The following is a 24,705-nucleotide window of genomic DNA, read 5'->3' on the forward strand; positions in this document are numbered from 1 at the left end:
GTTTTCGTTCGATGGTTTGTGGACACACTAAGCACTATGCTTACCGAAGGAGTCCATGATGAAAAATGTCTTACGAGTAAACGATGATCAACGCTGGCAGTCGGTGGTGGAACGGGATCCCAATGCCGACGGTCAGTTTGTCTTTGCGGTGACGACGACGGGGATCTTCTGCAGACCCTCCTGTCGGGCGAAGCATGCCCTGCGTAAAAACGTCCGTTTTTTCGTGGATGCCGGTGAAGCGCTGACCGCAGGGTTCCGTCCCTGCAAACGTTGCCAGCCAGACCAAGAAAACGCCCATCAACAGCGGCTGGATAAAATCACCCGCGCGTGCCATTTGCTGGAACAGGATACGCCCATTACGTTAGAGGCTCTGGCGCAGGATGTTGCCATGAGTCCGTTTCATTTACATCGTTTGTTTAAAGCGACCACGGGAATGACCCCGAAAGCGTGGCAGCAGTCTTACCGTGCCCGCCGTTTACGTGATGCGCTGGCAAAAGGGGAGGCGGTAACGCAGGCGGTCCTCAATGCCGGTTATCCTGACAGCAGCAGTTACTACCGTAAAGCCGATGAAACGTTAGGCATGACGGCGAAGCAGTTTCGCAAAGGAGGCGACAAGGTCGCCGTTCGCTATGCGATGGCGGACTGTACGTTGGGCCGCTGCCTGGTGGCGGAAAGCGAACGCGGGATCTGCGCGATCCTGCTAGGCGACGACGATGCCGGGCTTATCGCCGGTCTGCATGAGATGTTTCCTGCTGCACGTGATGAGCCTGCTGATGCGCATTTTCAGCAACGGGTACAGCAGGTGATTACCAGCATCAACGCCCGCAACACGCCGCTGCCCTTACCGCTGGACATACAGGGGACGGCATTTCAACAACAGGTCTGGCAGGCCCTGCGCGCCATTCCGTGCGGCGAAACGGTCAGCTATCAGCAACTCGCCAACGCCATCGGAAAACCGAAAGCGGTCCGTGCCGTTGCCAGCGCCTGCGGGGCAAATAAACTGGCGATTGTGATCCCCTGTCATCGTGTGGTGCGGGGAGATGGCTCGCTTTCCGGCTATCGCTGGGGCGTGGCGCGTAAGGCGCAACTGCTCAGGCGCGAGACGCAACGTGAGGAGTCCTGATGCTGGATCTGTTTGCAGACGCTGAGCCCTGGCAAGAGCCGCTGGCGCCCGGCGCGGTAATCCTGCGTCGTTTTGCTTTCAGCGCGGCGCAGAGATTGCTGCAGGACATTGTGGCCATTGCCAGCCAGTCACCGTTTCGCCATATGGTCACACCCGGTGGGTACACCATGTCAGTGGCGATGACCAACTGCGGCCCGCTGGGCTGGACCACCGATCAGCATGGTTATCTGTACTCGCCCGTCGACCCGTTGACGGGCGAACGCTGGCCGCCATTGCCTGAGGCTTTCGCCAGCCTGTGCCAACAGGCAGCAACGGCGGCAGGTTACCCTGACTTTATGCCTGACGCCTGTCTGATCAACCGTTATGCGCCGGGGGCGAAGCTGTCGCTGCATCAGGATAAAGATGAACCCGACCTGCGAGCGCCGATTGTCTCGGTTTCTCTGGGGTTGCCCGCTGTCTTCCAGTTTGGTGGTTTGCACCGCAATGACCCGTTAAAACGGCTCTTGCTGGAGCATGGCGACGTTGTGGTCTGGGGCGGTGAATCTCGACTATTTTATCATGGTATACAACCGCTTAAATCGGGATTCCATCCTCTGACCGCCGACTGTCGCTACAATCTGACATTCCGGCAGGCGGGTAAAAGGGAATTAAAATAAGAATTATTATTGCTGTCGGCGTTGAGATGTTTAAACTGCGGGCTGTCATTACTTGTCCGGGTTGTCTGCATGGAACTTCTTCTTCTTGTCTGGCGGCAGTATCGCTGGCCATTTATCAGCGTCATGGCGCTCAGCTTCGCCAGTGCTGCGTTGGGAATCGGGCTGATTGCGTTTATTAATCAGCGTCTGATCGAAACGGTCGACGTCTCGCTGATGGTATTACCGGAATTTCTCGGATTGCTGTTGTTGCTGATGGTGGTGACGCTTGGATCACAGCTGGCGCTGACGACGTTGGGACACCATTTTGTCTACCGTCTGCGCAGCGAGTTTATCAAACGCATTCTGGATACCCGCGTTGAACGCATCGAACAACTGGGCAGTGCCTCGTTGCTCGCAGGCTTAACCAGCGATATCCGCAACATCACCATTGCGTTTGTGCGCTTGCCTGAACTGGTGCAGGGCATCATCCTGACCCTCGGCTCTGCCGCCTACCTCGCCATGCTCTCAACCAAAATGTTGCTGGTCACCGCAATCTGGGTGGCGATCACCATCTGGGGCGGATTCGTGCTGGTGGCGCGGGTTTACAGACATATGGCGACGCTGCGCGAAACGGAAGACAAACTGTATAACGACTATCAGACCGTGCTGGAAGGGCGTAAAGAGCTGACCCTGAACCGTGAGCGCGCGGAACATATTTTTAACCAGCTGTATGTGCCGGATGCCAAAGAGTATCGTCACCACATTATTCGCGCTGACACTTTCCATCTCAGTGCCGTCAACTGGTCGAATATCATGATGTTGGGGGCGATTGGTCTGGTCTTTTGGATGGCAAATAGCCTCGGTTGGGCAGACACTAATGTGGCCGCGACCTACTCTCTGACGCTACTTTTTCTGCGTACGCCGCTGTTATCTGCGGTGGGGGCGCTCCCGACATTGCTCACCGCTCAGGTGGCGTTCAATAAGCTCAATAAATTTTCTCTGGCGCCGTTTAAAGCTGAATTCCCACGCCCTAAAGCATTCCCGAACTGGAAAACGCTGGAGTTGCGTAATGTCATGTTCCACTACCAGGACAACGCGTTTTCGGTGGGGCCGGTCAATCTGACCCTTCATCGGGGGGAGCTGCTGTTCCTGATTGGCGGCAACGGGAGCGGAAAATCGACGCTGGCGATGTTGTTGACCGGGTTATACCAGCCGCAATCCGGCGAAATTCTGCTGGATGGCGAAGCGGTCCCGGTGGATAAACCTGAAGACTATCGTAAGCTCTTTTCCGCAGTATTTACCGATGTCTGGCTGTTTGATCAGTTGCTGGGGCCGGAAGGAAAACCTGCCGATCCCGCGCTGGTGCAGAAGTGGCTTGAGCACCTGAAAATGGCGCACAAACTCGAGTTAAGCGATGGGCGTATTCTGAACCTGAAGCTGTCAAAAGGGCAGAAAAAACGCGTGGCGCTGCTGCTGGCGCTGGCAGAAGAGCGTGACATCATCCTGCTGGATGAGTGGGCCGCCGATCAGGATCCGCATTTCCGCCGCGAATTCTACCAGGTGCTGCTGCCGCTAATGCAGGAAATGGGAAAAACCATTTTTGCCATCAGCCACGATGATCACTACTTTATTCACGCCGACCGTCTGCTCGAAATGCGCAATGGACAGCTTAGCGAGTTGGTGGGTGATGAACGTGACGCCGCGTCACGCGATGCGGTAGCGCGTACTGCCTGACCTTGTTGGCCGGATAAGGCGTAGCCTCATCCGGCCTAATTGCCCGATGGCGCTACGCGTATCGGGCCGTCTATCCCCTGTATAACGCCGCTTTTTTATCCAACCACGTTGACCGTTTATTGTTATTTACATTTTTGGGGGCCATCCTTACTGGCATTCCATAATCTGGATTTATAACTAATGACCGTAACAACGAAAAATACCGCCAGGCAACGTGATGAAGAGCGTGCCCGCCTCATCTGGTTGCTGACCACTGATAAAGCCGTTATTTCCACCCTGTTAGGCAAACTCACCCTGGCTGAGCAATATGACGTCGGTACGTTATCCGACGATATTGCTGAGGTAGGGGCGTTGGTCGCTCACCTGCCGCCTGCCGATCTCGCCGATACCCTGGAAGCGTTGCCTTCCGAAGAGCGTCACGCGCTGTGGCGACTGGTTGAAAGTGAAAAACGCGGCAAAGTGTTGATTGAAGCCTCAGAAAACGTCTGGGACGATTTGATTGACGAAATGACCGACCGCGCGCTGCTGGATGCGTTGCAGTATCTCGACATCGATGAACAGATTTATCTGGTGCAGCACTTGCCGCGTAATCTCACCGGGCGGCTGCTGGCGACCTTGCCGCCGGAGGAACGCGCCCGCGTTCGCCAGGTCATGCACTACGAGAAAAATCGCGTTGGCGCGATCATGGAATTCGAAGTCATTACGGTGCGCCCGGACGTGACCTTAGAAGTGGTGCAGCGCTATTTACGCCGTTTGGGAAAAATGCCGGAAAACACCGATAAACTCTTTGTTATCAATCGGAAAAAAACGCTCGTCGGCGAGCTGACGTTAACCTGTATTTTGCTCAACGATGCGCAGAAAAAGGTGAGTGAGGTCATGGATGATGACCCCATGACCTTCGCCCCGGAAGACAAAGCCGAGAATGCGGCGCGTACCTTCGAGCGTGACAACCTGGTCAGCGCCGCGGTGGTGGATACATCCGGTAAGTTAATGGGCCGCTTAACCATCGATGAAATTGTCGATGTGGTGTACGAAGAAACGGATACCGATTTGCGGCGCATGGGGGGATTAAGCGCGGAGGAAGACGTCTTTGCCCCGGTCACGAAAGCGGTGAAAACCCGCTGGGCGTGGCTGGCGATCAATCTGTGTACTGCGTTTATCGCCTCCCGCGTGATTGATGGTTTTGAACACACCATTTCGCAACTGGTCGCGCTGGCCTCGCTGATGCCGATCGTCGCCGGGATCGGGGGGAATACCGGGAATCAAACCATCACTATGATCGTGCGGGCGCTGGCGTTGCAGCATATTCAGCCGGGGAATTTAACCTTCCTGATCCTGCGCGAGATGGGCGTCGCGTTGATCAATGGCCTGGTCTGGGGCGGGATCATGGGGGGCGTGACCTGGTGGCTTTACGACGATATGGCGCTGGGGGCGGTGATGACGTTAGCCATGGTGCTCAATCTGCTGGTCGCCGCGTTGATGGGGGTCATCATTCCCATGACGATGCTGAAGTTCGGGCGCGATCCGGCGGTGGGCTCCAGCGTCATGATCACGGCGCTAACGGACACTGGCGGCTTCTTCATTTTTCTGGGACTGGCGACGATTTTCCTCCTTTAGGTTGATAAATATTCAAATATTCAACAATAACTTTAAAATTTTAATATAATTTATAAACAATATTTAAATTTTATGACTTAAATGTTAACGTTAATGCCGATTGATTTTCACCTGCGAAAAGCAAAAGCGATACTCAAAGTAAGGCATTAACATGATGAAAAAAGCGACGGCCATGCTCTTCACCCTGGCCGTGGGGCTGAATGTTGTCTCTGTGGCAGCACAAGCGAAAGCGGCCGAAGAGCAAGAGACGGATGTACTGTTGATTGGCGGCGGCATTATGAGCGCCACCCTGGGGACGTATCTACAAGAGCTGGAACCGGAATGGTCCATGACCATGGTCGAGCGATTGGATGGCGTTGCGCAGGAGAGCTCAAACGGCTGGAACAACGCCGGGACAGGGCACTCCGCACTCATGGAGCTGAACTACACGCCGAAGAAAGCCGATGGCTCCATCAGCATTGAAAAAGCCGTCGACATCAACGAATCCTTCCAGATTTCTCGCCAGTTCTGGGCGCATCAGGTCAACAGCGGCGTACTCCACGATCCGCGTTCCTTTATCACGACCGTTCCGCACATGAGCTTTGTCTGGGGTGACGAGAACGTAAACTTCCTGCGCGCCCGCTATGCGGCGCTCCAGCAAAGCAGCCTGTTCCGTGGTATGCGTTACTCCGAAGATCACGCGCAGATCAAAGAGTGGGCACCGCTGGTAATGGAAGGGCGCGATCCGAAACAGAAAGTGGCCGCCACGCGTACTGAAATCGGTACTGACGTGAACTACGGTGAAATTACCCGTCAGATGATCGCTTCTTTACAGAAAAAACCAAACTTTGCGCTGCAAGTGAGCACGGAAGTTCGTGGCTTTAAGCGCAACGCGGATAACTCCTGGACCGTCACCGTTGCCGATCTGAAAAACGGTGAAGCAGAGCACGACATCAAAGCGAAGTTTGTCTTTATTGGCGCGGGTGGTGCGGCGCTGAAACTGATGCAGGAGTCCGGAATTCCGGAAGCTGATGGCTATGCCGGATTCCCGGTGGGCGGTCAGTTCCTCGTCTCGGATAATCCGGATGTGGTGAATCGCCATCTGGCGAAAGTGTACGGTCAGGCTTCTGTCGGCGCGCCGCCGATGTCCGTACCTCATATCGATACCCGTGTACTGGACGGCAAACGTGTCGTGCTGTTTGGGCCATTTGCGACCTTCTCGACCAAATTCCTGAAAAACGGTTCGCTGTGGGATCTGATGAGTTCAACCACGACATCGAACTTTATGCCGATGGTTAATGTGGGGCTGGACAACTTTGATCTGGTGAAATACTTGATGAGCCAGGTCATGCTAAGTGATGACGACCGTTTTGAGGCGCTGAAAGAGTACTATCCGCAGGCGAAGAAAGAAGACTGGCGTCTGTGGCAGGCGGGTCAGCGTGTGCAGATCATCAAGCGTGATGCAGACAAAGGTGGCGTATTGCGTCTGGGCACCGAAGTGGTAAGCGACAAAGACGGCACCATTGCGGCGCTGCTGGGCGCGTCACCGGGTGCATCAACAGCGGCGCCGATCATGCTGCATCTGATGGAAAAAGTGTTTAAAGATAAAGTCACCAGTCCGCAATGGCAGGCGAAGCTGAAAACGATTGTGCCGTCATACGGAACAAAACTGAACGGTAACGTTGAGGCGACGGAACAAGAGTTGCAGTACACCAGCGAAGTGCTGGGTCTGAAATATGACAAGCCGCAGGTGGCGGACGCTGCGCCGCAACCGCAACTGAAACCTCAGGCTCAGCCAGAGCGTAAAGAGGTCGCGGATATCGCGCTGTAAAATAAAAAAAACCTGCCTCGGCAGGTTTTTTTATCTCTGAAAGAAGTGCATTAACGCGCTACAGCGTTCTGAATGTTTTCGTCCGCTTTCCAGATACGGTATTTCACTTCCACGTTTTCAGGGGTATAGACCACGATAGGCAGTTTGCTGTTGTAGCGCAGCATCCCGGCATCACCCAAATAGGCGGTCACGAATTTTTTCTCTTTCTTGCCTTCCGGGCAGGCCATCATGGTTGAAGCTGGGCCCGTGACTTTGTCGACGACGTAGTAGTTGTAGCCCCAGCCTTCCAGGGTTTTGCTTTCCAGTTGTCCGCCAAGACGATGTTGGTTGCAATCCACTTCCAGCGTTTGACCGATCAGTAACTCTACTTTGAGGGTCGATTCATCTTGTTCAGGCGTGAGTTGGATAACCTGACGTTTCATGCCTTTCTCGGCCTTCGGATACGGCGCGACTTTTTCCAGCGGCTGAGAATTCGTCTCTTGCGGGGTTGCCAATGCAGAAGTACTGGCGAAAGCGGCTAACAGTACCGCAGGAACGAGGGTCTTCATTTTATTGTTCACACTATTTCCTTTTTCTCGTTTATGAACGATTTTTCGCAGCGTAACACATTCACAATTCTTATTAATCTAAATTTACTTATATTTTAAGTGTATTGATGAGTGGTTTATTCATAATCCAGATTTATATGCTGATATGAATAATTTAAATAAGATAAATCTCTGTTTTTGTGTTTGCAGCTGGTGGTTGAAAGATAACCTACTGAAATGTGAGCAAAAGCACATTACCTCACGGCAATCCGACACTCTTTTGATCCGGCAACAGCATTTACCCCCATCGGGGTATGCACCTCGATCACATCCTGAAATATCGTACACCTAAAAATAACGACTCATAAAAAGTGCGGTTTTTATTGTCGTTCATTCCCCTGAGTGAGCGTCGTTATGGAAGGACAATGTCATGGTTGATTTATCCCGTCGCAGCATATTGACAGGCGCCTGGCGCAAAGCCAGCAACGGGATCTGTCCGCCGTGGAGCGGGGAAATTTCACACTTTCTGGCTAATTGTATCCGTTGCGACGCCTGCATCCAGGCGTGCGAGAACGACATTCTGCAGCGAGGCCAGGGCGGCTACCCGAGCGTAAATTTCAAACAGGGCGAGTGCAGCTTTTGTTATGCCTGCGCGCAAGCCTGTACCGAATCTCTTTTTCTTCCGCGCCACACCAGGGCCTGGGATCTGAATTTTACCCTTGGGCAAGATTGCCTGGCATATCAGTCTGTTGAGTGCCATCGCTGTCAGGATAGCTGTGAACCTATGGCTATCACGTTTCGCCCCACGCTGTCGGGCATTTATCAACCGCAACTTAACAATCAGGCATGCAGTGGATGCGGGGCGTGTGTCGCCAGTTGCCCGGTGTCAGCCATTAATGCGGAGTACAACCATGCACACTAACTGGCAGGTTTGTAGCCTGATCGTTCAGGCGAAAAGCCAGCATATCACCGATATCAGCGCGCAATTACAGCAGTTTTCTGGCTGCGAAGTCGCCCTCAGCGATGTGGAGAGCGGTCAGCTGATCGTGGTGGTAGAAGCAGAACACAGCGAAACGCTGATGCAAACAATTGAGTCGGTACGCAACGTTGCGGGCGTGCTGGCGGTGTCGCTGGTTTATCACCAGCAGGATGAGCAAGGTGAGGAAACACCATGAAACTCAGTCGTCGTAGCTTTATGAAAGCTAACGCCGTTGCGGCCGCTGCGGCGGCTGCCGGGCTAAGCGTGCCGGGCGTTGCCCGCGCCGTGGTCGGTCAGCAGGAAGCCATCAAGTGGGACAAAGCACCGTGCCGTTTTTGCGGAACGGGCTGCGGCGTGCTGGTGGGGACTCAGCAGGGGCGCGTTGTGGCGTGTCAGGGCGATCCTGAAGCGCCAGTTAACCGCGGGCTTAACTGCATCAAGGGTTACTTTCTGCCGAAAATCATGTACGGAAAAGACCGTTTAACGCAGCCGATGCTGCGTATGAAAGACGGCAAGTTTAATAAAGAAGGCGAGTTTACCCCGATTAGCTGGGACCAGGCCTTTGACATCATGGAAGAGAAATTCAAAACCTCTCTGAAAGAGAAAGGGCCAGAAGCGATAGGTATGTTTGGTTCCGGCCAGTGGACTGTCTGGGAAGGGTACGCGGCGGCGAAACTGTTCAAAGCCGGTTTCCGCTCTAATAACATCGATCCGAACGCGCGCCACTGTATGGCGTCGGCGGTGGTGGGCTTTATGCGCACCTTCGGTATGGATGAGCCGATGGGCTGCTATGACGATATCGAACAGGCCGACGCGTTTGTGCTTTGGGGCGCCAATATGGCGGAGATGCACCCGATTCTGTGGTCGCGCATTACCAACCGTCGTTTGTCCGATCCCAATGTGAGCGTGGCCGTGCTGTCCACGTTCCAGCATCGTAGTTTTGAGCTGGCCGATAACGGCATGGTGTTCACACCGCAAACCGATCTGGTGATCCTCAACTACATCGCGAATTACATTATTCAGAACGACGCTATTAATCAGGATTTCTTCAGCAAACACGTCAACCTGCGCAAAGGGGCGACGGACATCGGCTACGGTTTGCGTCCGACCCATCCGCTGGAGAAAGCGGCGAAAAACCCGGGTTCCGACGCCTCTGAGCCGATTAGCTTTGACGAGTACAAAGCATTTGTCGCGGAGTACACGCTGGAGAAAACCGCTGAAATGACCGGCGTGCCGAAAGATCAGCTGGAACAGCTGGCGCAGCTGTATGCCGATCCGAAGAAGAAAGTCATCTCCTACTGGACGATGGGCTTTAACCAGCACACGCGCGGTGTGTGGGCCAACAATCTGGTCTACAACCTGCACCTGCTGACCGGTAAAATTTCGCAACCTGGCTGCGGTCCGTTCTCTCTGACCGGTCAGCCTTCCGCCTGTGGTACCGCCCGTGAAGTGGGAACCTTCTCCCACCGTCTGCCTGCGGATATGGTGGTGACCAATGAGAAGCACCGTGACATCTGTGAGAAACACTGGCAGATCCCGGCGGGCACCATTCCGGCGAAAGTCGGTTTGCACGCGGTGGCGCAGGACCGTGCGCTGAAAGACGGCAAGCTGAACGTCTACTGGACGATGTGTACCAACAACATGCAGGCCGGACCGAACATCAACGAAGAGCGTATGCCGGGCTGGCGCGATCCGCGCAACTTCATCATCGTCTCCGATCCTTACCCAACCGTCAGCGCGCTGGCTGCCGACCTGATCCTGCCGACGGCGATGTGGGTTGAAAAAGAAGGGGCTTATGGCAACGCCGAGCGCCGTACCCAGTTCTGGCGTCAGCAGATTAAAGCGCCGGGTGAAGCGAAATCTGACCTGTGGCAACTGGTACAGTTCGCACGCCGTTTCAAAACTGAAGAGGTCTGGCCGGAAGCGCTGCTGGCGCAGAAACCGGAACTGCGCGGTAAAACGTTGTATGACGTGCTGTTCGCTACCCCTGCGGTAAGTCAATTCCCACTGACAGAGCTGGCGGAAGATCAGCTCAATGATGAATCCCGCGAGCTGGGTTTCTATCTGCAAAAAGGGTTGTTTGAAGAGTACGCCTGGTTTGGTCGCGGACACGGTCACGATCTCGCCCCGTTCGATGATTATCACAAAGCACGCGGTATACGCTGGCCGGTGGTCGATGGGAAAGAGACGCTGTGGCGTTATAGCGAAGGCCACGATCCGTACGTGAAAGCGGGTGAAGGCTATAAGTTTTACGGCAAGCCGGATGGCAAAGCGGTGATCTTCGCGCTGCCGTTTGAACCCGCAGCGGAAGCGCCGGATAAAGAGTACGACCTGTGGCTTTCTACCGGTCGTGTGCTGGAACACTGGCACACCGGCAGTATGACGCGTCGTGTGCCTGAGCTGCACCGTGCGTTCCCGGAGTCGGTGCTGTTCATTCATCCGCTGGATGCGAAAGCCCGTGATCTGCGCCGTGGCGACAAAGTGAAAGTCGTCTCCCGTCGTGGTGAGGTGATTTCGATTGTCGAAACGCGTGGACGTAACCGCCCGCCGCAGGGACTGGTGTATATGCCGTTCTTCGATGCCGCGCAGCTGGTGAATAACCTGACGCTGGATGCGACGGATCCTCTCTCCAAAGAGACGGATTTCAAGAAGTGCGCAGTGAAACTGGCGAAGGTGTAATTCGGTATGTCCCGGTCAGCGAAATCGCAAAATGGACGCCGCCGCTTTCTGCGCGATATGGTTCGCGCAGCGGGCGGGCTGGCAGCCGTTGGCGTGGTGCTGGGGTTACAGCAGCAAACCGCACGCGCAACGGGCGTACGGTTGCGACCGCCTGGCGCCATCGCTGAAAACGCATTTGCCAGCGCCTGTGTTCGGTGCGGGCAGTGCGTTCAGGCGTGTCCGTATGACACGCTAAAACTGGCGACGCTGGCCTCCGGGCTGGCCGCCGGGACGCCGTATTTCGTCGCCCGCGATATCCCCTGCGAAATGTGTGAAGACATTCCGTGCGCCAAAGTATGCCCAAGTGGAGCACTGGACCGGGAGATTCACTCAATTGATGATTCCCGCATGGGGCTGGCGGTATTGCTGGACCAGGAGAACTGCCTCAACTTTCAGGGATTGCGTTGCGACGTCTGCTATCGCGAATGCCCGAAAATCGATGAGGCGATCACCCTGGAACTGGAGCGCAATATGCGCACAGGCAAGCATGCGCGTTTCCTTCCTACCGTTCACAGCGACGCCTGCACAGGCTGCGGTAAGTGCGAAAAAGTCTGTGTCCTGGAGCAACCGGCAATAAAAGTATTGCCGCTGTCGCTGGCGAAAGGGGAGTTGGGTCACCACTACCGCTTTGGCTGGCTGGAGGGGAACGATGGCAAATCGTAAACGTGATGCCGGGCGTGAAGCCCGGGTGAAAAAAGGTTGGTGGCGTAGCCATCGCTGGTTGGTTTTTCGTCGCGTAAGTCAACTGCTGGTGCTGGGAATGTTTCTTAGCGGCCCGTGGTTGGGGGTGTGGATCCTCCACGGTAACTACAGCAGCAGTTTGCTGTTCGACGCCATCCCGTTGACCGATCCGTTGATGGCTTTGCAAAGTCTGGCTAGCGGACATTTACCCGCCACGGTTGCGCTGACCGGGGCGGTGATCATCACGGTGCTGTATGCCCTTGCTGGAAAGCGATTATTTTGCAGTTGGGTCTGTCCGCTGAATCCCGTTACCGACTTTGCTAACGGGCTACGCAGAAGGTTTGACCTGAATCAGTCCGCGAGCCTTCCTCGTCATATACGGTACGTGCTTCTGGTTGTGGTGCTGGTCGGATCGGCTTTGACGGGAACGCTACTGTGGGAATGGATTAACCCGGTTTCTCTGCTGGGACGAAGCCTGGTGATGGGATTTGGTAGTGGCGCACTGCTGATTATCGCTCTGTTTTTATTTGATTTGCTGGTCGTTGAACACGGCTGGTGCGGGCATCTCTGCCCTTTAGGCGCACTGTATGGCGTGCTGGGAAGCAAAGGCGCGCTGACCGTTACGGCGAAAGACAGACAGAAATGTAACCGCTGTATGGATTGTTTTCATGTTTGCCCGGAACCGCATGTGCTACGTGCGCCGGTGCTGAATGAGCAAAGCCCGGTGCAGGTCACCAGCCGCGACTGCATGACCTGCGGTCGTTGCGTGGATGTCTGTTCTGAGGACGTTTTTACAATAACAACACGATGGAGTTCGGGAGCGAAATCATGAAAAGCCATGACCTGATTAAAGCGCTGTGTCAGTGGACGGCCGGGCTGGCCCTGGTGGTCAGTAGTGCGGTTTGGGCAGCAAACGGAGTAGATCTGAGCCAGTCGCCAGAAGTGTCTGGGACGCAGGAAGGGGCGATTCGTATGCCTAAAGAGCAGGAACGCCTGCCGCTGAACTATGTCAATCAGCCGCCTATGGTTCCACACAGCGTGGATGGGTATCAGGTAACGACCAACACCAACCGCTGTCTGCAATGTCACGGTGTGGAAAGCTATCGCACCACGGGGGCGCCGCGTATCAGCCCGACGCACTTTATGGATAGCGACGGCAAAGTATCAGGTGAAGTCGCGCCGCGCCGCTATTTCTGTTTGCAGTGTCACGTACCGCAGGCAGACGCAGCGCCGATTGTTGAAAACACGTTTACGCCCTCGAAAGGTTACGGGAAATAAGAGGTCATTATGGAAAATTCTAACCGTAAACCGGGTGTCATTAAGCGCGTCTGGCAATGGTGGCGTCGACCCAGCCGCCTGGCGCTGGGCACGTTGCTGTTAATCGGTTTTGTCGGCGGCATTATTTTCTGGGGCGGTTTCAACACCGGTATGGAAAAAGCCAACACCGAAGAGTTCTGCATTAGCTGCCACGAAATGCGTAATACGGTATATCAGGAATATATGGAAACCGTACATTACAACAACCGCAGCGGCGTGCGCGCAACGTGTCCTGATTGTCACGTCCCACACGAGTGGGGCCCGAAAATGATCCGTAAGATCAAAGCCAGTAAAGAGCTGTATGCAAAGGCATTTGGTCTCATCGACACCCCGCAGAAATTTGAAGATCATCGTCTGACCATGGCGCAAAATGAGTGGCGGCGGATGAAAGACAACAACTCGCAAGAGTGTCGCAACTGCCACAACTTCGAGTTTATGGATTTAACTGCCCAGAAAGGCGTTGCGGCTAAAATGCACGACCAGGCCGTGAAAGAAGGGCAAACCTGTATCGACTGTCACAAAGGTATAGCGCATAAACTCCCGGATATGCGCGACGTTAAACCAGGCTTTTAACAGGATGTTGATGAGTGGGAATACTTGAAGCCAGAGAACTCCTCTGCGAGCGAGACGACAGAATTTTGTTCAGCGGACTGTCGTTTCGCGTGAAAGCCGGGGAATGGGTCCAAATTACCGGAGGCAACGGCGCTGGGAAAACCACGCTCCTGCGCTTGCTTACCGGGCTGGCTCGCCCTGATGCCGGGGAGGTCTACTGGCAAGAGCAACCGCTACGTAACGTACGGGACAGCTATCATCAGGATCTGCTGTGGATCGGACATCAGCCGGGGATTAAAACCCGGCTTTCGGCGTTGGAGAACCTGCGTTTTTTTCATCAGGACGGCGATGTCGCACAGTGCCTGGAGGCCCTCGCACAGGCTGGACTGGCTGGCTACGAAGACATTCCCGTTAACCAACTCTCTGCCGGACAGCAGCGCCGCGTCGCGCTGGCGCGTCTCTGGCTCACCCGGGCCAAACTCTGGATCCTTGACGAACCTTTTACCGCCATCGATGTGAACGGCGTGGAACGCCTGACGCAGCGGATGGCGCATCATACCGGGCAGGGCGGGATTGTGATTCTGACCACCCATCAGCCGATGAATGTCGACACCGACAGGATCCGCCGTATTGCGCTGACCAGTGAGAGGGCAGGGCAATGATGTGGCGAATTTTCCGTCTCGAACTGCGAGTTGCGTTCCGTCATAGTGCGGAGATCGCCAATCCGTTATGGTTCTTTCTGATCGTTATCACCCTGTTCCCGTTAAGTATTGGCCCGGAGCCGCAGCTGCTGGCGCGCATTGCGCCGGGCATTATCTGGGTGGCTGCGCTGCTCTCTTCGCTGTTGGCGCTGGAACGCTTATTCCGTGACGACTTACAGGATGGCAGCCTTGAGCAACTGATGCTGCTGCCGTTGCCGTTACCGGCGGTGGTGCTGGCCAAAGTGATGGCGCACTGGATGGTGACGGGACTTCCGTTGCTGATCCTCTCCCCCCTGGTGGCGTTGCTGTTGGGAATGGACATCTACGGCTGGAAAATCATGGCGCTGACGTTACTGCTGGGGACGCCGACGCTGAGCTTTCTCGGCGCACCGGGGGTGGGGTTGACGGTAGGGCTCAAGCGTGGTGGCGTACTGCTGAGTGTGCTGGTGCTGCCGTTGACGATCCCATTATTAATTTTTGCAACCGCCGCGATGGATGCGGCATCCATGCATTTGCCTGTTGAGGGATACATGGCGATCCTCGGCGCGCTGCTGGCAGGCAGTGCGACGTTAAGTCCTTTTGCGACGGCGGCAGCGTTACGCATCAGTATGCAGTAACGCGGTTTTTATCTGTTTTGTTTGAGTCTGGTGACTGAATTATGTGGAAAACACTTCATCAACTTGCGATCCCGCCACGGCTCTATCAGATCTGTGGCTATTTTGTTCCGTGGCTGGCTATCGCCACCGTGGTGGTGCTGGCGACGGGCTGGATCTGGGGATTCGGCTTTGCTCCGGCGGATTATCAGCAGGGACAAAGCTACCGGATTATTTATCTGCATGTGCCTGCGGCGATCTGGTCGATGGGGATCTATGCCTCAATGGCGGTTGCCGCGTTTATCGGCCTGGTCTGGCAGATGAAAATGGCCAACCTGGCGGTGGCGGCGATGGCGCCGATTGGTGCCGTGTTTACCTTTATTGCGCTGGTCACCGGTTCCGCATGGGGCAAACCGATGTGGGGAACCTGGTGGGTATGGGATGCCCGACTCACCTCAGAGCTGGTGCTGCTGTTTCTCTATGTTGGTGTTATTGCGCTGTGGCATGCGTTTGACGATCGCCGTCTGGCCGGGCGTGCGGCAGGTATTTTGGTACTGATTGGCGTGGTTAACTTACCGATTATTCATTACTCGGTGGAGTGGTGGAACACGCTGCATCAAGGTTCGACGCGCATGCAACAAAGTATTGATCCGGCGATGCGTTCCCCGCTTCGTCTGGCGATTGTGGGTTATCTGCTGCTGTTTATGACCCTGGCGTTGATGCGTATGCGCAACCTGATTCTGATGATGGAAAAACGCCGCCCGTGGGTGAGCGAACTGATATTAAAAAGAGGCCGCCAATGACCAGCGCATTTGCATCCTGGAGTGATTTCTTCGCGATGGGCGGTTACGCCTTTTATGTCTGGCTGGCGGTGGTGATGACGCTGATTTCGCTGGGGGGACTGGTGTTGCATACCGTCTTACAACACCGGGCGATTTTACGCGGCGTGGCGCAACAGAACGCGCGCGAAGCCCGAATGCAGGCGGTGCGGACGCAACAGGAGGTCGCGTGAATATTCGACGTAAAAATCGGTTGTGGATAGCCGTTGCCGTACTGGGCGGTCTGGCGCTGACCATCACGCTGGTGCTGTATGCGCTGCGTTCCAACATCGACCTGTTTTACACGCCGGGCGAGATTATTTACGGCAAGCGTGAAACGCAACAGTTGCCGGAGGTTGGCCAGCGCTTGCGTGTCGGTGGCATGGTCATGCCGGGAAGTGTGAAACGGGATCCGGATTCGCTCAAAGTTAACTTCAGCATTTATGATGCCGAAGGCGTGGTGGATGTCACATACGTTGGCATTTTGCCGGATCTGTTCCGCGAAGGGCAGGGGGTTGTGGTGCAGGGAACGCTGGGGGCGAACAATCATGTTCAGGCAAAAGAGGTTCTGGCTAAACATGATGAAAACTACACGCCGCCAGAGGTTGAAAAAGCGATGCAGGAAAACCATCGCCGCCCGGAAAGCGTCTACAAGGATAAAGCATCATGATGCCTGAGATTGGCAACGCGCTGCTGTGCCTGGCGCTTGGCGTGGCGTTATTGCTCTCGATTTACCCGCTGTGGGGCGTGGCGCGCGGCGATGTGCGAATGATGGCGTCAGCGCGACCTTTCGCCTGGCTGCTGTTTATTTGTGTGGTAGGCGCCTTCATGGTGCTGGTGAATGCGTTCGTGGTGAACGATTTTACCGTGATCTACGTGGCCAGTAATTCCAACACCCAACTGCCGGTCTGGTATCGGGTGGCGGCCACCTGGGGCGCGCACGAGGGCTCACTGCTGTTGTGGGTGTTGCTGATGAGCGGTTGGACGTTCGCGGTGGCGCTGTTCAGCCAGCGGATGCCGCTGGATATCGTCGCTCGCGTGCTGGCGGTTATGGGTATGGTCAGCGTCGGTTTTCTGCTGTTTATTCTGTTCACCTCGAATCCTTTCGCCCGTACATTACCGGACTTCCCCATTGAAGGGCGCGATTTAAACCCGCTGTTGCAGGACCCGGGCCTCATTTTCCATCCACCGCTGTTATATATGGGCTACGTGGGATTCTCGGTGGCGTTTGCCTTTGCTATCGCGTCGTTGATGAGCGGGCGTCTGGACAGCACGTTTGCTCGCTTCTCTCGCCCCTGGACGCTGGCCGCGTGGGTTTTCCTGACGCTTGGCATTGTGCTGGGCTCCGCATGGGCGTATTACGAGCTGGGCTGGGGCGGCTGGTGGTTCTGGGATCCGGTAGAAAACGCCTCATTTATGCCGTGGCTGGTGGGAACCGCGCTGATGCATTCGCTGGCGGTGACGGAACAGCGCGCCAGCTTTAAAGCCTGGACGCTGTTGCTCTCGATCTGCGCTTTCTCGCTTTGTCTGCTGGGGACTTTCCTGGTGCGCTCTGGCGTCCTGGTTTCTGTTCATGCGTTTGCCTCCGATCCTTCCCGCGGGATGTTCATTCTCGCCTTTATGGTGCTGGTGATTGGCGGCTCGCTGCTGCTGTTCGCCACGCGCGGACATAAGGTTCGCTCACGGGTGAATAACGCCCTGTGGTCGCGCGAGTCACTGCTGCTGGGCAACAACGTGCTGCTCATTGCCGCCATGCTGGTGGTGTTATTGGGTACGCTGTTGCCGCTGGTGCATAAACAATTAGGGCTGGGCAGCATTTCAATCGGCGAACCGTTCTTCAATACCATGTTTACCTGGCTGATGGCGCCATTTGCGCTGCTGCTGGGGATCGGGCCGCTGGTGCGCTGGGGCCGTGACAGACCACGTAAAATCAAGATGTTACTGGTTGTCGCGTTTGTCACCACCCTGGTGCTGTCACTGCTACTGCCGTGGCTGTTTGAGAACAAAATTGTCGCGATGACGGTCGTCGGACTGGCAATGGCGTGCTGGGTCTTTGTGCTGGCAATGGCGGAAGTGGCGCTGCGTATCTCGCGCGGCACAAAAATGAGTCTCAGTCATTGGGGGATGGTGGCCGGTCATGTCGGGCTGGCGGTCACGCTGGTGGGGATTGCCTTTAGCCAGAACTACAGCGTTGAACGTGATGTGCGCATGAAGGCGGGTGATAGCGTGGATATTCACGAATATCGCTTTACGTTCCGCGAAGTGAAAGAGGTAACCGGGCCAAACTATCGTGGGGGTGTAGCCCTCATTGATGTGACGCGAGAGGGCAAAGCGGAAGCGACGCTCCATGCGGAGAAACGCTTTTACAACAGCAGTCGTTCGATGATGACGGAAGCGGCGATTGATGGCGGGATCACCCGTGATTTGTACGCCGCGCTGGGCGAAGAGCTGGAAAACGGCGCATGGGCCGTACGGTTGTATTACAAACCATTTATTCGTTGGATATGGGCGGGTGGGTTGCTGATGGCGCTGGGCGGGCTTTTCTGCCTGTTTGACCCGCGTTATCGCAAGCGCGCTTGTTCGCGTAACACCGCGCCGGAGGCTGTATGAAGCGCAACGTACTGTTGATACCTTTTGTGATTTTCCTCGTCATCGCCGCTGCGCTGTTGTGGCAACTGGCGCGAAATGCTGAGGGGGACGATCCGACCAATCTGGAATCGGCGCTGATTGGCAAACCGGTACCGACTTTCCGGCTGGAATCGCTGGAGAATCCCGGTCAGCATTATCAGGCGGACGTATTAACGCAGGGCAAACCGGTATTGCTTAACGTCTGGGCGACCTGGTGCCCGACCTGTCGTGCGGAACATCAGTATCTGAATCAGCTTTCGGCGCAGGGTATCCGGGTAGTGGGGCTGAACTACAAAGATGACCGCCAGAAAGCGATCGTCTGGTTGAAAGAGTTAGGCAACCCTTACGCGCTAAGCCTGTTTGATGGTGACGGCATGCTTGGCCTCGATCTGGGGGTGTATGGCGCGCCAGAAACGTTCCTGATCGACGGTAAGGGGATCATTCGCTACCGTCATGCAGGCGATCTTAACGTGCGGGTGTGGGAAAGCGAAATCAAGCCGCTGTGGGAGAAGTACAGCAAGGAGGCCGCGCAATGAGATTTTTATTGGGGGTGCTGATGCTGGTTCTCTCCAGTTCGGCGCTGGCCACCATTGATGTGATGCAGTTTAAGGATGAAGCGCAGGAGCAGCAGTTCCGTCAGCTCACCGAGCAATTGCGTTGCCCAAAATGTCAGAACAACAGCATTGCCGATTCCAACTCAATGATTGCCACCGACCTGCGACAGAAAGTGTACGAGCTTATGCAGGAAGGAAAAAGCCAGCAAGAGATCGTCGATTATATGGTGGCGCGTTACGGTAATTTCGTCACCTACGATCCGCCGTTAACCCCGCTGACCCTGCTTCTGTGGGTACTGCCGGCGGTTGCTATCGGTGCGGGAGGCTGGATTATTTTTGCCCGTTCGCGTCGTCGTGTACGATTGAAACGGGAAGTGTTTCCTGACGAACTCCCTGCAGGAGAGAAGCGTGCCAGGTTTGGCATCTATATTCCAGGGATTGTGATTGCCATTGTCGTAGGGGCGGTCAGTTATTATCAGACCGGCAATTATGCGCAGGTGAAAATCTGGCAACAGGCCACCGCACAAACGCCAGCCCTGCTTGAACGTGCGCTGGATCCGAAGGCTCAGCCGCTCAATGAAGAAGAGATGACGCGTCTGGCGCTGGGCTTACGTACTCGCCTGCAAAGTGATGAGGGTAATACCGAAGGCTGGATTATGCTCGGGCGTATCGGCATGGTGCTGGGAAACGCCAGCACGGCGACGCAAGCCTATGCCAACGCCTACCGACTGGATCCTAAAAACAGTGACGCGGCGTTGGGTTATGCGGAAGCGTTAACGCGTTCTTCCGATCCTGATGATAATCGTCAGGGGGGAGAGTTACTGCGCCAGTTGGTGAGAAGCGACCATGCTAACGTCCGTGTGCTAAGCATGTATGCGTTTAATGCCTTTGAGCAGCAGCGGTATGGCGAGGCGGTGGCCGCCTGGGAGATGATGCTGAAATTACTGCCTGCCAACGATACGCGCAGGGCGGTGATTGAACGCAGTATTAAACAGGCGATGCAGCAGCTGTCGCCGCAGGGGGAGTAATCGGCGAATTGCCGGATAAGCAGCGTTATCCGGCAAGTTGTTCTTTACTGCATACCACGTGTTTGCAGAAACAGAATCGTCGCCGCGACGCGTGAGCGCACGTTGAGCTTACGCAACAGATTGCGGATATGTACCTTTACGGTCTGTTCTGAGATGTTCAGCACCGCGGCAATTTGCTTATTTGACAGCCCCTGAGCAAGTTCATGCAGAACATCCAGTTCACGCTCAGTCAGCATACTGAAGGGGTCTTCTTCAGCGCCAAACATTTCTCGTTCACGCAGGTACTCACTGACGCGATCGCTGAAGACGTTGCCGCCGTTCGCGCCCTTGCGAATTGCATCCAGCAGAACTTCAGGATCGCTGTCTTTCAGCAAATAACCATCAGCACCTGCGTCAATCAACGCGTAAACGTCGCTGGCAGAGTCGGAAACGGTGAGAATGATGATTTGCGCAGTGACGCCATCCCGACGCAACGCATTCAGGGTATCCAGCCCGCTCATGCCTTTCATATTCAGATCAAGCAGGATCACGTCTACGTCAAGACGGTTTGCCAGATCGATAGCGCTCGCGCCATCACCCGCTTCGGCAACGATGTTAAATGTGCTATCCAGCTCCAGTAATTGACGAATGCCTCGCCGCATAAGTGGATGATCATCCACAATGAGCACCTGAAAAGGGGTTGCTTCAGGCATGCTGTTCTCCTGAGATTATTAGAATCATTATTGTTTTCAGCGTGTCAGTTTTCCAGATTCGTCGCGCTGATGAGAGCGTAAATTTTACCCTAATTTGTCTGTGGGTACGTAGTAAAACCTGCGTGGCGGGAGGGGGATGCGGGAAGAGATAAACGTCAGGCATAAAAAAACCAACCGGTTAAGGTTGGTTTTCTTGGGGAATTTTGGTCGGCACGAGAGGATTTGAACCTCCGACCCCTGACACCCCATGACAGTGCGCTACCAGGCTGCGCTACGTGCCGACTCGTGGGTGCTAATACTACCGCTTTCCACCACGAATGCAAGGGGATGTCTTGCTAACTGATTTATAATTAATCAGTTAGCAATGAATCGTTTCTCATCCGTCAGAACCTGCAACAACAGACTCAGCTGCGGTTTCTGATCTTTGATCTTCTCACCGCGCAGATTATACGTCTGATAGTTGCCGTTACTATTCAGCACCAGCGTCATTTCCGGAGTCGTTACCGCCATTGTGTTGCCGTCGGCAGCCGTCACCCAGTAATGGCGGCGAGTTGCATTGAAAAGATCCTGCCCCTGAGAGTACTCGTTAGCAGGCGTGCTCACATGCAGCAACCGTTGCATCAATGTCGTCATGAGGTCGGTATGGTCAGTCAGGCTATTAATACGCTGCGCTGGCGTTCCCGGCCAATGGATGATCAGCGGCACCTGCAGATGCCCGCGGGACCAGTCAAAATTGTTCTCTTCCTGAGTGAGCGGTACACCACGACCCGCAGTAATGATCACCACCGTGTTATTCAGTTTACCGGCGTCTTGTAGCGCGGTAAGCACACGGTTAATTTGGGCATCGACATCTTCAGCAGCGCGGGCATACCGTTTAGCAAAATTCTTCTGGTTGCTGTCATCAATGTTGGTGCCGTTGAAGGAAACCCACGAGAACCAGCGGTTATCTTCTTGCGCGTAGCGGCTCAGCCAGTTAATCCACTGACTTGCTGTTTGTGCATCTGACTGCGTCTGAACCGTCGGCATAGAGAAGTCTGACAGCAGCGCCTGGCGATAGAGCGGGCTGGTGAATCCGTCGGACGAGAATAAGCCTAACTGATAGCCTTGCTGATTCAGTGCTGAAATCAAGGCTGCTGGCGTTCTGGTCGACAAAATGCCGTCCATATAGCTGGGGGATACGCCATAGAACAGACCAAAAATACCGTTATCCGAGGTATTGCCCGAGCTCATATGGCGGGTAAACGAAATATTTTGTTCTGCAAAACCGGCAAGCGCAGGCATCTGTTTTTCATAACGGGAATAGTTCAGGCCATCCACGGTAATCAACAGAACGTTTTGCCCTGTCCCCATGTCGCGGTATCGCAGATCGCTCAATGGATACTGTACGGATACCGCTTCCGGATTCCCCTGTTCCACCAGGCGGCGCTGATATTCCTGCGCATCCAGCAAACCGTGTTTCTCAAGAAAGCGGCGTGCCGTCATCGGATAAGAGAGCGGTAGGTTTGCGCGCTGCATGGTGATCGGGCGATAAAAGTTGGCATCAGCCCAGATGTACACCATGTGCGACGCAATAAACGAGACAAAAAAGAACGCGGCAAGCGGCTTAGCAAAATGGCGGCGACGCGTCAGGCTGCGCAGTTTCTGCCAGCTCCAGGTCGCAAACAGCATTTCGATTAGCAGAATAATGGGCACGCTGATAAACATCAGCTGCCAGTCACGCGCCATCTCGTTCTGGTCTGGGTTAATGACCAGCTCCCAGACAATGGGATTAAGATGCAGGTGGAAGCGGGTGAAGACTTCACTGTCGATTAACAGCAGCGTCATGCCCGCGGTCGCCAGTATGGCTGATAAGAAGCGCATCAGCCGCTGGGACATGACGATAAACGTCAGGGGAAACAGAATCAGCAGATAGGTGGCAAACACCAGAAAACTGAAATGCCCGACAACGCTCAGGTAGGAGTAGATACGACCCGCAAGCGTTGTCGGCCAGTCGGCGACAAACAGGTAACGACTGCCAAGCACCATGGCCAACAGAATGTTGAACAGAGCAAACCAGTGCCCCCAGCTAACCATCTGAGAGACTTTTTCACGGTAGCGCTGACGATGAGTTACCATAAACTGTCGTTATTTTCCCCGGAGCCGGTTCTTAGTGCGCTTTGTCTTCGTTAACCGAGGACTTCAGGGCACGGGCAAAAGAGTCTGCAATCGCCTGGCGTTGGGCCGGGGCGATGCTGGTGTTAATCAGGTTCGTCACCATATTTCCCAATACCATCAGGGAAAGATCGGTCGGCGCCTTATGTTTTTCCAGTACGTTGAGCAGTTCACTCAGTAATTGTTCAACGTGTTCGTCACTGTAGCGGGAGTGTTGTGGCATAAATCGAAATCTGTTTGTTCATGAAAGGGCAACATATTACCGTAGCAACAGTTTTTTTTCTGCTTTTTTATCTTCTATTGCGTCACTGACCAGCAGGTGGTTGAATACCGCCCGGTCTTAAAGGAGAGTTTATCATGAGTCTGGATATCAACCAGATTGCCCTGCACCAGCTTATCAAACGTGATGAGCAAAACCTTGAGCTGGTCCTGCGCGATTCATTACTGGAACCGACAACCACCGTTGTCGACATGGTCGCTGAACTGCACCGGGTCTATAGCGCGAAAAACAAAGCGTATGGCCTGTTCAGCGAAGAGAGCGAACTGGCGCAAACGCTACGATTACAGCGTCAGGGCGAGGAAGATTTTCTTGCCTTTAGCCGTGCGGCAACCGGTCGTTTACGTGATGAGCTGGCGAAGTATCCGTTTGCTGATGGCGGTATTGTTCTTTTCTGCCACTATCGCTATCTGGCGGTGGAGTATCTGCTGGTCGCGGTGCTGAACAACTTAAGCAGTATGCGTGTGAATGAGAATCTGGACATTAACCCGACGCACTACCTGGACATCAATCATGCGGATATTGTTGCGCGTATTGATTTAACCGAGTGGGAAACCAATCCAGAATCCACGCGATACCTGACTTTCCTGAAAGGTCGGGTAGGGCGTAAGGTCGCTGATTTCTTTATGGATTTCCTCGGTGCGAGCGAAGGGCTGAACGCGAAAGCGCAGAACCGTGGCCTGCTGCAGGCGGTGGATGACTTCACGGCAGAAGCGCAGCTGGATAAATCAGAACGCCAGAACGTGCGTCAGCAGGTGTACAGCTACTGCAACGAGCAGCTACAGGCGGGCGAAGAAATTGAGCTTGAATCGCTGTCGAAAGAACTTGCTGGTGTTAGTGAAGTAAGCTTCAGCGAGTTTACGGCGGATAAAGGCTATGAGCTGGAAGAGAGTTTCCCGGCCGATCGCAGTACATTACGTCAGTTGACCAAATACGCCGGTAGCGGCGGCGGGTTAACCATTAACTTTGACGCCATGCTGTTAGGCGAGCGCATTTTCTGGGATCCGGCGACCGACACCTTAACCATCAAAGGCACGCCGCCGAATCTGCGCGATCAGCTGCAACGCCGGACGTCAGGCGGGAATTAACAGGCTGCAGAATACCGTCGTAGGCCTGATAAGCGTAGCGCTATCAGGCAATAACGCACTGTCGGATGGCGACGCTAACGCGTCTTATCCGACCTGGAGCCATAAAAAAACCCCGCCGGAGCGGGGTTTTTCTTCAACTTGTTGGCGATTACGCGCGAACGAAGTCGATGTGAGACAGCTTCGGCTTGAACGGGTGACGCTGTACAGCCTGAGCTTTAACTTTAACTTCTTTACCGTCAACAACGATGGTCAGAACTTCGCTGTAAAATTCAGCTTTAGCTTGCATGTTCATGACTGAATCGTGATCCAGTTCGATAGCCATCGGGGCTTCTGCGCCACCGTAGATGATTGCCGGGAACTTGTTAGCGGTACGCAGGCGGCGGCTCGCACCCTTACCCTGCTCTTTACGTACTTCAGCATTGATAGTAAACATTTAAATCTCTCTTAAATAATTCCTGCTACAGGCGACCCAGCAACAGGTA

General features: G+C 54.6%; 26 protein-coding genes and 1 tRNA gene. 21 read left to right on the forward strand and 6 right to left on the reverse strand.

Translation table 11 applies throughout. The features are described from left to right. Positions 1-58 precede the first annotated feature (58 nt). From ada to mqo, 5 genes are all read left to right on the forward strand, one after another. Positions 59-1,123 carry a bifunctional DNA-binding transcriptional regulator/O6-methylguanine-DNA methyltransferase Ada gene (gene ada, locus P2W74_RS07685; protein ID WP_276295143.1) on the forward strand — a complete coding sequence of 355 codons (1,065 nt, stop codon included), beginning with the start codon at positions 59-61 and terminating at the stop codon, positions 1,121-1,123. Further along, positions 1,123-1,779 carry a DNA oxidative demethylase AlkB gene (alkB, locus tag P2W74_RS07690; protein ID WP_276294560.1) on the forward strand — a complete coding sequence of 219 codons (657 nt, stop codon included), beginning with the start codon at positions 1,123-1,125 and terminating at the stop codon, positions 1,777-1,779. The genes ada and alkB overlap by 1 nt, the downstream gene beginning before the upstream one ends. 69 nt (positions 1,780-1,848) lie before the next feature. Next, positions 1,849-3,492 carry a multidrug ABC transporter permease/ATP-binding protein gene (locus P2W74_RS07695; protein ID WP_276294561.1) on the forward strand — a complete coding sequence of 548 codons (1,644 nt, stop codon included), beginning with the start codon at positions 1,849-1,851 and terminating at the stop codon, positions 3,490-3,492. Positions 3,493-3,672: 180 nt separating this feature from the next. Then, a complete protein-coding gene (gene mgtE / locus P2W74_RS07700) occupies positions 3,673-5,109 on the forward strand; it encodes a magnesium transporter (protein WP_203360615.1) in 1,437 nt (478 codons plus the stop codon). A gap of 154 nt (positions 5,110-5,263) precedes the next feature. Further along, a complete protein-coding gene (mqo, locus tag P2W74_RS07705) occupies positions 5,264-6,919 on the forward strand; it encodes a malate dehydrogenase (quinone) (protein ID WP_276295144.1) in 1,656 nt (551 codons plus the stop codon). 50 nt (positions 6,920-6,969) lie between these two features. Here the strand turns inward: mqo and eco are convergent, their stop codons facing one another. Next, positions 6,970-7,467 carry a serine protease inhibitor ecotin gene (eco, locus tag P2W74_RS07710; RefSeq protein WP_276295145.1) on the reverse strand — a complete coding sequence of 166 codons (498 nt, stop codon included), beginning with the start codon at positions 7,465-7,467 and terminating at the stop codon, positions 6,970-6,972. A gap of 409 nt (positions 7,468-7,876) precedes the next feature. Here eco and napF point away from each other — a divergent pair, with 409 nt between their 5' ends. The 15 genes from napF to P2W74_RS07785 are packed head-to-tail and all read left to right on the forward strand — an operon-like array spanning position 7,877 to position 20,015. Beyond that, on the forward strand, positions 7,877-8,368 hold the full coding sequence (gene napF / locus P2W74_RS07715; protein ID WP_276294562.1) for a ferredoxin-type protein NapF: 492 nt from the start codon (positions 7,877-7,879) through the stop codon (positions 8,366-8,368). Then, a complete protein-coding gene (gene napD, locus P2W74_RS07720; RefSeq protein WP_276294563.1) occupies positions 8,358-8,621 on the forward strand; it encodes a chaperone NapD in 264 nt (87 codons plus the stop codon). Before napF ends, napD begins: the two co-directional genes overlap by 11 nt. Continuing rightward, the gene (napA, locus tag P2W74_RS07725; protein ID WP_276294564.1) at positions 8,618-11,104 is read left to right on the forward strand and encodes a nitrate reductase catalytic subunit NapA; all 2,487 of its coding nucleotides are present in this window, start codon (positions 8,618-8,620) and stop codon (positions 11,102-11,104) included. The genes napD and napA overlap by 4 nt, the downstream gene beginning before the upstream one ends. A gap of 6 nt (positions 11,105-11,110) precedes the next feature. Further along, on the forward strand, positions 11,111-11,806 hold the full coding sequence (napG, locus tag P2W74_RS07730) for a ferredoxin-type protein NapG (RefSeq protein WP_276294565.1): 696 nt from the start codon (positions 11,111-11,113) through the stop codon (positions 11,804-11,806). Next, positions 11,793-12,656, forward strand: a complete 864-nt coding sequence (napH, locus tag P2W74_RS07735) for a quinol dehydrogenase ferredoxin subunit NapH (protein ID WP_276294566.1) — start codon at positions 11,793-11,795, stop codon at positions 12,654-12,656. The genes napG and napH overlap by 14 nt, the downstream gene beginning before the upstream one ends. Continuing rightward, positions 12,653-13,102 (forward strand): nitrate reductase cytochrome c-type subunit, encoded by a 450-nt coding sequence (napB, locus tag P2W74_RS07740; protein ID WP_192612842.1) that lies wholly within the window; start codon positions 12,653-12,655, stop codon positions 13,100-13,102. Before napH ends, napB begins: the two co-directional genes overlap by 4 nt. A 9-nt stretch (positions 13,103-13,111) precedes the next feature. Further along, complete coding sequence (gene napC / locus P2W74_RS07745) at positions 13,112-13,714, forward strand: cytochrome c-type protein NapC (RefSeq protein ID WP_192612841.1); 603 nt, start codon at positions 13,112-13,114, stop codon at positions 13,712-13,714. A 14-nt stretch (positions 13,715-13,728) separates the two neighbouring features. After that, entirely contained in the window at positions 13,729-14,355 is a 627-nt protein-coding gene (gene ccmA / locus P2W74_RS07750) for a cytochrome c biogenesis heme-transporting ATPase CcmA (protein WP_276294567.1), read from the forward strand. Then, complete coding sequence (gene ccmB, locus P2W74_RS07755) at positions 14,352-15,011, forward strand: heme exporter protein CcmB (protein ID WP_192612840.1); 660 nt, start codon at positions 14,352-14,354, stop codon at positions 15,009-15,011. The genes ccmA and ccmB overlap by 4 nt, the downstream gene beginning before the upstream one ends. 41 nt (positions 15,012-15,052) lie before the next feature. Beyond that, a complete protein-coding gene (locus tag P2W74_RS07760; RefSeq protein WP_276294568.1) occupies positions 15,053-15,790 on the forward strand; it encodes a heme ABC transporter permease in 738 nt (245 codons plus the stop codon). Next, positions 15,787-15,999 (forward strand): heme exporter protein CcmD, encoded by a 213-nt coding sequence (gene ccmD / locus P2W74_RS07765; RefSeq protein WP_192612838.1) that lies wholly within the window; start codon positions 15,787-15,789, stop codon positions 15,997-15,999. The genes P2W74_RS07760 and ccmD overlap by 4 nt, the downstream gene beginning before the upstream one ends. Beyond that, the gene (gene ccmE / locus P2W74_RS07770) at positions 15,996-16,475 is read left to right on the forward strand and encodes a cytochrome c maturation protein CcmE (protein WP_276294569.1); all 480 of its coding nucleotides are present in this window, start codon (positions 15,996-15,998) and stop codon (positions 16,473-16,475) included. The genes ccmD and ccmE overlap by 4 nt, the downstream gene beginning before the upstream one ends. Beyond that, complete coding sequence (locus tag P2W74_RS07775) at positions 16,472-18,415, forward strand: heme lyase CcmF/NrfE family subunit (RefSeq protein ID WP_276294570.1); 1,944 nt, start codon at positions 16,472-16,474, stop codon at positions 18,413-18,415. The genes ccmE and P2W74_RS07775 overlap by 4 nt, the downstream gene beginning before the upstream one ends. Continuing rightward, on the forward strand, positions 18,412-18,969 hold the full coding sequence (gene dsbE, locus P2W74_RS07780) for a thiol:disulfide interchange protein DsbE (protein ID WP_276294571.1): 558 nt from the start codon (positions 18,412-18,414) through the stop codon (positions 18,967-18,969). Before P2W74_RS07775 ends, dsbE begins: the two co-directional genes overlap by 4 nt. Beyond that, a complete protein-coding gene (locus tag P2W74_RS07785) occupies positions 18,966-20,015 on the forward strand; it encodes a cytochrome c-type biogenesis protein CcmH (protein ID WP_276294572.1) in 1,050 nt (349 codons plus the stop codon). Before dsbE ends, P2W74_RS07785 begins: the two co-directional genes overlap by 4 nt. A gap of 44 nt (positions 20,016-20,059) precedes the next feature. Here the strand turns inward: P2W74_RS07785 and narP are convergent, their stop codons facing one another. From narP to P2W74_RS07805, 4 genes are all read right to left on the reverse strand, one after another. Then, entirely contained in the window at positions 20,060-20,707 is a 648-nt protein-coding gene (gene narP, locus P2W74_RS07790) for a nitrate/nitrite response regulator protein NarP (protein WP_276294573.1), read from the reverse strand. 204 nt (positions 20,708-20,911) lie between these two features. Further along, a tRNA-Pro gene (locus P2W74_RS07795) sits at positions 20,912-20,988 on the reverse strand. Positions 20,989-21,061: 73 nt separating this feature from the next. After that, positions 21,062-22,822, reverse strand: coding sequence for an LPS biosynthesis-modulating metalloenzyme YejM (yejM, locus tag P2W74_RS07800; RefSeq protein ID WP_276294574.1), 1,761 nt, complete (start codon positions 22,820-22,822; stop codon positions 21,062-21,064). 31 nt (positions 22,823-22,853) lie between these two features. Beyond that, positions 22,854-23,081 (reverse strand): YejL family protein, encoded by a 228-nt coding sequence (locus tag P2W74_RS07805; protein WP_162379210.1) that lies wholly within the window; start codon positions 23,079-23,081, stop codon positions 22,854-22,856. A 134-nt stretch (positions 23,082-23,215) separates the two neighbouring features. On the opposite strand from P2W74_RS07805, the gene yejK reads away from it, so the two are divergent. Continuing rightward, positions 23,216-24,223, forward strand: coding sequence for a nucleoid-associated protein YejK (gene yejK / locus P2W74_RS07810; protein ID WP_276294575.1), 1,008 nt, complete (start codon positions 23,216-23,218; stop codon positions 24,221-24,223). Positions 24,224-24,371: 148 nt separating this feature from the next. Here the strand turns inward: yejK and rplY are convergent, their stop codons facing one another. Beyond that, entirely contained in the window at positions 24,372-24,656 is a 285-nt protein-coding gene (rplY, locus tag P2W74_RS07815; RefSeq protein ID WP_276294576.1) for a 50S ribosomal protein L25, read from the reverse strand. Positions 24,657-24,705 lie beyond the last annotated feature (49 nt).

The sequence above is a fragment of the Citrobacter enshiensis genome, assembly GCF_029338175.1.
Lineage (GTDB): Bacteria > Pseudomonadota > Gammaproteobacteria > Enterobacterales > Enterobacteriaceae > Citrobacter_D > Citrobacter_D enshiensis.